The organism is Pseudomonas sp. No.21 (assembly GCF_054558415.1).
The window spans coordinates 1-5,992 of the sequence record NZ_BAAJNO010000031.1 but is presented as its reverse complement, the minus strand read 5'-3'; the positions used below and the strand labels follow the sequence as shown (position 1 = coordinate 5,992).

At 51.2% G+C, this 5,992-nt stretch carries 7 protein-coding genes and 1 pseudogene; all 8 read left to right on the top strand.

Annotated elements, in window-relative coordinates; genetic code table 11:
* The coding region (locus tag ACYJSS_RS30545) for a hypothetical protein (RefSeq protein WP_459481255.1) at positions 1-253 on the top strand (253 nt) is incomplete at its 5' end.
* Positions 250-1,041 carry a hypothetical protein gene (locus tag ACYJSS_RS30540; protein WP_111264548.1) on the top strand — a complete coding sequence of 264 codons (792 nt, stop codon included), beginning with the start codon at positions 250-252 and terminating at the stop codon, positions 1,039-1,041. The genes ACYJSS_RS30545 and ACYJSS_RS30540, both read left to right, overlap by 4 nt.
* 74 nt (positions 1,042-1,115) lie before the next feature.
* The gene (locus ACYJSS_RS30535; protein ID WP_146603087.1) at positions 1,116-1,826 is read left to right on the top strand and encodes a hypothetical protein; all 711 of its coding nucleotides are present in this window, start codon (positions 1,116-1,118) and stop codon (positions 1,824-1,826) included.
* Between the two features lie 4 nt (positions 1,827-1,830).
* The gene (locus ACYJSS_RS30530) at positions 1,831-2,616 is read left to right on the top strand and encodes a hypothetical protein (RefSeq protein WP_146603088.1); all 786 of its coding nucleotides are present in this window, start codon (positions 1,831-1,833) and stop codon (positions 2,614-2,616) included.
* Between the two features lie 424 nt (positions 2,617-3,040).
* Positions 3,041-3,814, top strand: coding sequence for a hypothetical protein (locus tag ACYJSS_RS30525; protein WP_146603089.1), 774 nt, complete (start codon positions 3,041-3,043; stop codon positions 3,812-3,814).
* A 400-nt stretch (positions 3,815-4,214) separates the two neighbouring features.
* Positions 4,215-4,481, top strand: a complete 267-nt coding sequence (locus ACYJSS_RS30520; RefSeq protein WP_111264549.1) for a PAAR domain-containing protein — start codon at positions 4,215-4,217, stop codon at positions 4,479-4,481.
* A gap of 3 nt (positions 4,482-4,484) precedes the next feature.
* Positions 4,485-5,645 carry a hypothetical protein gene (locus ACYJSS_RS30515; RefSeq protein WP_111264550.1) on the top strand — a complete coding sequence of 387 codons (1,161 nt, stop codon included), beginning with the start codon at positions 4,485-4,487 and terminating at the stop codon, positions 5,643-5,645.
* Positions 5,642-5,992 (top strand): annotated as a pseudogene (locus tag ACYJSS_RS30510) (ImcF-related family protein); the annotation flags it as partial. The gene ACYJSS_RS30515 and the pseudogene ACYJSS_RS30510, both read left to right, overlap by 4 nt.

The following is a 5,992-nucleotide window of genomic DNA, read 5'->3' as shown; positions in this document are numbered from 1 at the left end:
CTTCGAACAGCAGATGCATCACCCGGCCGTGATCGAGGCGGAAAAGCAACGCAACGAGCACTTCCTTGCCCTGCAAAGGTTGTTGCCCATGACCTTGCCGATGACCACTGAAATGGACGGCGGAAAGGAGGCGCTGCAGCGCTTCTGCTGCGACCAACCAGCGGGGTTGCCCATCGAAATCATGCGAGCACGCCCCTACGGCCAGGCGGAGCCTCCGGAAGTAATCGCGCTCGAGGAGGTACTGACGCCATGAATCCATTTTCCCATGCGGTCTATACCGTTGCCGGACTCTGCCTACTCGTGAGTCAGGCTGGTTGTGCCCAAGTAATTAATCGTGGCCTTTCACCACCCCGCGGAGGGGAAGCTGTCAGCATCAGTCTTAAAGTTCCTAAAGATCTAGCTGCTGACTCGATGAAAGTTATGTATCGCTCTGTGAAGTGCCCGATCACTCGTTCTGATGGGAATGGTGGTCGATATGAAATCGATGGTGCCAAAGAGATCGAAGTCGAACCGCAGCGCCAAGGAATAACCGATGTTTATGAAGCAAAATTGCCCAGAAATGGTGGTGGTACTTGTCAGTGGAAATTGAGCAACGTGACATTCGGAGTGCGTTTTTGGAATACAGAGCCATTTGGTAAAAATATTGAGCCCATTAGTGGTGGCGGGATAATTGTTGTTTTTGATGAAAATCTGCCACAGAGAATTTCAATGTATGGTGCGGCGGAGGTTTCGGGAAATCTAATGGTGAGAAACCACTATTACCCTTGGGTGAGCGAATCTTTCTTAGGGGGCTATAGAAAGCTGGTTAGGCCATTTACTCAGGGTGATTTATTCTTGACGTATACGGCCTTGCGCGCGGAAAAAGTGTTTTTTGAGCCGATCGTACATAATGAGTTAATTGTTTATTCAGTTGGGCCAAAAATAAAAAAGACAGGAAATTATACAAAATTCATCTATCCCGATGGCAGTTCGGTTGCTGATGGAAGCAGTAGGCCAAATTTCAAAATATTAGAGGGGATCCGGCTGGGGCGAATACGGTGAGAATTTCATGTTTTTATATCCGTTTAATAGTGCTTGGATTGCTTGTTTTGTTTAGCTCGGGAGGCTGCTCACATATGGTCAGTCGAGAACTATTACCGCCTCCCGAAGGCGAAACGGTCAGCGTCAGTGTGAAAGTCCCCAAGGACCTGGCAGCCAACACGATGCGAGTGATGTACCGCTCGGAGAAGTGTCCGATCACCCGTTCCGATGGCAGTGGCGGGCGTTATGAAATTGATGGTGCTAAGGCAATCGAAGTCGAACCTCAACGTCAGGGAGTGACCGATATATATGAAGCAAAGTTGGCAAAGGATGGTGGCGGTTTCTGCGAGTGGAAGCTGAGTAACGTAACTTTTGGGGTTCGTTATCAGAGCGTTACTAAGTTCGGTCAGGATGCTCAGGTCGGCGGTGGGGGTGGGATGTTAGTTATATTTGACGATAATAGACCGCAGCAAGTATCGCTTTTGCGGCGACCTGAGAAGATTTTCGGTGATTTGGTGGTTGAAAATGGATACTACGTATGGGTCCATGAGCACCATTTAATAGAGGAAGAGACATGGGTTTGGCTGTACGATGGAGTAGGGTTGTATCGTACCTATAAGGCAAAAAATGCAAAATCTGTGATCTTTAAGCCGTTTTTACATAAAGTGGGGGTTGTTCGTTCTTTTGGTCCAAAAGAGAAGAAAGAAGGAAATCACATACGTTTTCTCTATCCGGATGGATCTGTAAGTTCTGACTATCGTTCTGAGCCAGATATTAGAAAGCTTAATGAACTAAGGCGGCGATAGAGCGATGAGCCAGTTTTCACGAGTGGACTTGGTCGTTGCTGCGTTATGTCTGCTGGTGAGCCAAACAGGTTGTGCGCAAGTAATGAATCGAGAGCTCTCACCTCCCGCGGAAGGTGAAAAAATAAGCATTACTTTCAAAGTATCCAAGAATTTAGTGGTTGATACGATGCGTGTAATGTATCGATCGGAGAAGTGTGGTGCTTCTCGTTTAGATGTAAATGAAGAGCCTTTTAGAGTGGAGGGATATAGAGCTATAGAGGTAACTCCGAAGCAATCTGGGAATAGTGGTTTTTATGTCGCAAATTTGGATAAGGACGGGGGGGGAGCATGTCGCTGGAAGATAAGCAATGTGACTTTTGGGGTGCGATACCAAACCTCAGAACGGCTTGGAGTGGATGCTGAATCTGTCAGTGGGGGTGGGGTGATAGTGGTTTTCGATGAAAATGCGCCTCAGGAAGTTTCCATGTATGGAGTGAAAGATGTGGGTAAGGATTTAATTATCAAAAAAAACTACTATCCCTGGATAAGTGAGTCATTCTTAGTTAGGCGCGAAAAAATGATTAGACCGTTCACGGATGGTGATCTGTTTGTGGCTTATCGTGCTCGATATGCAAGCAAAATTTTTTTTGAAGCAGTTTCGCATGACAAATTTTTTGTTAAGTCAGTTGGGCCTAAGGTTAAAGAAGATGGAAACTACACAAAATTTATTTACACCGATGGCTCCGTCGTAGCAAGTGGTAGCAGTAGGCCGGATTTCAAAAAACTAGAAGCAATAAGGTTGGGGCAGTAGGTAGGGGGCGTGTGTTCCGGAATCACCCGATGACAGCGGGGTTGCTACTCATGTCTGGCCCAGTTGGATGCACGCAACTAATAAATCAAGACCTTTCACAAAACCGGAGGTGAAGCCGTTAGCTTCAGTATGAAACCTCCCCAAGACTTGGCTGCGAGGAAAATGCGGTACCACTCCGAGAAATGTCCGGTCTCCCGCTCCAATGGCAGTGGCGGGCGTTATGAGATTGATGGCACCAAGGCTATTGAAGTCGAGCCACAAGATATATATGAAACAAAGTTGGCCATAGATGGTACGAGGGCAGGGATGTCCCAAAAAAAAGGGAATTACGTTCGTTTTTCCTATCCGGATGGCTCTGTAAGATCTGATTCTCGTACTGAGTCAGACATTAGAAAACTTAATAAACTAAGGCGGCGATAGAGCGATGAGCCAATTTTCACGAGTGGACTTGGTCGTTGCTGCGTTATACCTGCTGGTGAGTCAGACAGGTTGCGCACAATTAATGAACCAGGATCTTTCACCGCCCTCCGTAGGCGAAACGGTCAGCGTCAGTGTGAAAGTTCCCAAGGATCTGGTAGCCAACACGATGCGAGTGATGTATCGCTCGGAGAAGTGTCCGATCACCCGTTCCGATGGCAGTGGTGGTCGATATAAAATCGATGGCGCCAAGGCAATCGAAGTCGAACCTCAACGGCAGGGTATGACCGATATATATGAAGCAAAGTTGGCCAAGGATGGGGGCGGTTTCTGCGAGTGGAAACTGAGCAATGTGACGTTTGGCATTCATTTCGGCAATACCGAGCAGTTTGGTGAGAAGGTTGATTTCTCTGGTGGTGGGGAAGTTGTTGTGATTTTTGATAACAATCTGCCTCAGCAGCAGAGTATGTACGGTGCGCGAGATGTTGATGGGGATGTGCTAATTAGTGAGGACTATTTTCCTTGGCTTAGTAAGATTTTTCTAAATGGAGAAAGGTCAGTGATTGAGCTGTATGGAAGTCAGAGTTTTTTGACGTTTAAATCACTGTCGGCGAGAAAGGTTGTATTTCAACCCAGATATCATGCTGATTTGCTTGTGAGGACTATCGGCGTTAAAGCAGCTGGAGGGGCTCCGGAGGTAGTTTACCCGGATGGAAGTAGACAGTTGGCAAGATCTAGGCCGAATATAAATAGACTCAAAGAAATTGCAGCCGACCGTTAGCCGTTTAAGAATTATTTCTTTCTAGGAAAGTATCAGTGAAATCTATAATTTTTTGATGAGCTTACAGGTGCGGTAGATGGGTAATGTATACGTGAGGGGCTGGGTGCTTACAAACCCCAGTTCATATATATGAAGATTGCATATGGCCGGTAGTTTCGCAGCCTTGCTTTGGTTGTCAGAAGGACTCATGAGCCTGGGGCCTATGGAGTGGTGGTTGCATTCAATGCGGGCTGTATCTCTTCTTTATTGAGTTCATTGCGTGCTGGTTAGGCGGGCTGGGTCTGCACAAGCATGGGCCGGATAGTTAGCGCTCGATCGGTGTTGATGCGTCGTCGGAAACTGAGTGTGATTTTCTAGCGGGCTCGTCGTTTCAATTGTTTATGTGATCAAGGAAGAATTTATGTCCCGAGGATTCGTTTTGCTAGGTGATAAGACCACCCATGGTGGGCAAGTCATTTCCGCCTCTTCCACCTACCGAGTCCATGGCAAGTTGGCGGCACTGGTCGGTGATCTGGTCAGTTGTCCCATTCCTGGCCACGGTGTGAACCCCATTGTCGAGGGGTGCGCGGACTGGTCCGAGAATGGTCGCGCGCTGGTGGTGGATGGATGTCGAAGTGCTTGCGGTTGCCAGGTGATCTCCAGCGCACCAGATTGTGCGGTGATGTGAGCCATGGCTTGGAATCGTCGCGCCCCTGAGGCCATCGTTGCTCCTGAGCCGCTCTCGACTGCTCGTTGGCTTGGTGCGGGGCTGTTGATGGCGGTTGTCGGTATCGTTTTTTTTATGCTGGCGGCCGCTGGTGAGATCCCGGTACTGGGCACCTTCAATACCTGGATGCTATCGGCTTTGCCTTTGCTGCTCTGGTTATTGGCGTTCAGCGCGCGTGCTTATCGCTACGGTAGGGCGCTCGGTCGATTCCAGTTCCTGACGGATGAGGCGGCAGAGGCAGGGAGTGCCTGGAACCAATGGGCTCAGCGCAATATGGCGGTGCTGGCCAGTTGTGTCGTGTTGCCGGACCAGATCTCGGCCGCCGCGCTTGCCCAGGGTGCGGACAGTCTCCCCCCGCGCATAGGGACGGCCAGGCGAATCGTTTCTCTGCCCGCAGAGGTTGGGCGACTCCAGGTTGGGCTGGATCTGTTGCTGAAAGGGGTGCAGCCAATGTTGGCGGGACTTACCGCCGAGCACCCCGTGCAGGTCACACTTCTCAGCGACCTGGCTCCTGAGGAGTCCGAGCAGCTTCGCAGTGCATGGGATGGTTGCTGCGAGCGCCTGGTGCCGGAGCTGGCCACGGTCGTTCCTCGCTTTGCTCACGCACTGTCCCCTGATTGGATAGAGGCGTCCCTCAAAAAGCCGGGCACCCATATCGACCTGATCCTCGTTCTTCAGGTTAACGGCGAAGAGAAATACTCCGACGGCCTTGCTGCGTTGCTGTTGTGTCCGGATGTCTTGGCCGACCTTGAGCATTTGACGGTAGAAGCCCGACTGCTGCGCCCCATGCCTTTGGCGCTGCAGCAGCTTGATCAGGAGTTGCCGTTGTTCCTCCAAACCCAGTCACAGGCGCGATCGGCCACGGCGATCCTGGCTGACAGCATGCATTGGAAAGCGTCGCTCGCCACCCTCCTTTCTCTCAATCGAGTGCATGGCGGCGAGTTGCGAGCCGAGTGCCAGTGGATCCAGGAGTCGCTGAGTGGACTGCCAGGGCCCATGAGCCACTGGTTGGCCGCTGCACTGGGAGCTGATATGGCCCGGCATCGACAGCGGCCATTGCTACTGATCACACGCGAAGGGTCGCAGCACTGGATCAGCACCCTAACCACAGGAGGCAGCGCATGAAGGGGTATGGCAACGCTTGGAGCCGAATTGGCGTCGCAATGCTGATCGTTGTAGCGGCGACGCTTGTTGGTGTGTTGATCTGGCGATTCGGCGGCAAGATTGGCCTGGTGGGGGATCTGCACAAGCTGTGCGCGTTCCTGTCGATCATGTTCATCGGGATCATCGGTGGCACGCTTCCCAGGGTGCTGGCCTATCTCGAAGGGCGGCAACATCGGGATCAGAGCCTGGCTTCAGGGGTGTTGCCGAGCCCTGATGGGAAGCTCCCGTCATCCTCTCGGGGCGTGAAGCTGCCCTCCCATATGAGTGCGCTATACGGGCCGTTCTGGCACCGCCGCGCCCGCCTGCTC

What these genes read in the sequence shown, in the direction of transcription:
- ACYJSS_RS30540 (WP_111264548.1), top strand. Translation starts at nt 250, where the DNA reads ATGAATCCATTTTCCCATGCGGTCTATACCGTTGCCGGACTCTGCCTA.
- ACYJSS_RS30535 (WP_146603087.1), top strand. Translation starts at nt 1,116, where the DNA reads ATGGTCAGTCGAGAACTATTACCGCCTCCCGAAGGCGAAACGGTCAGC.
- ACYJSS_RS30530 (WP_146603088.1), top strand. Translation starts at nt 1,831, where the DNA reads ATGAGCCAGTTTTCACGAGTGGACTTGGTCGTTGCTGCGTTATGTCTG.
- ACYJSS_RS30525 (WP_146603089.1), top strand. Translation starts at nt 3,041, where the DNA reads ATGAGCCAATTTTCACGAGTGGACTTGGTCGTTGCTGCGTTATACCTG.
- ACYJSS_RS30520 (WP_111264549.1), top strand. Translation starts at nt 4,215, where the DNA reads ATGTCCCGAGGATTCGTTTTGCTAGGTGATAAGACCACCCATGGTGGG.
- ACYJSS_RS30515 (WP_111264550.1), top strand. Translation starts at nt 4,485, where the DNA reads ATGGCTTGGAATCGTCGCGCCCCTGAGGCCATCGTTGCTCCTGAGCCG.